Here is a 349-nt window from a genome sequence, read left to right on the forward strand (position 1 = left end):
TCTGACCGACCTCGAGACCGGGCGCGACCGCGGCCTCTGGTTCGACTGCAAGGCCGCGAGCCGGGTGCTGAACTTCGCCGAGCTGATCCAGCACACGACCGGGCCGCTCGCCGGGCGCCCGCTCACGCTCCGCCCCTGGCAGGCCTTCCGCCACGGCTCGGTCTTCGGCTGGAAGAAGGAAGGGGGCCTCCGGCGCTTCCGCACCACCTATCATCAGGTGGCGAAGAAGAACGGCAAGACCACCGACACGGCGGTGCCCGCCCTCTTCACCGCGCTCTTCGACCGGGAGGCGGCGCCCCAGGGCTACTGCGCCGCCACCACGCGCGACCAGGCCGGGCTCCTCTTCCGC

General features: G+C 72.2%; 1 protein-coding gene. It reads left to right on the forward strand.

Annotated elements, in window-relative coordinates; genetic code table 11:
- The coding region (locus ACTVZP_RS22360; RefSeq protein WP_443214322.1) for a terminase large subunit domain-containing protein at positions 1-349 on the forward strand (349 nt) is incomplete at both ends.

It is taken from the genome of Rhodobacter sp. NSM (assembly GCF_052244495.1).
Taxonomy (GTDB): domain Bacteria; phylum Pseudomonadota; class Alphaproteobacteria; order Rhodobacterales; family Rhodobacteraceae; genus Cereibacter_A.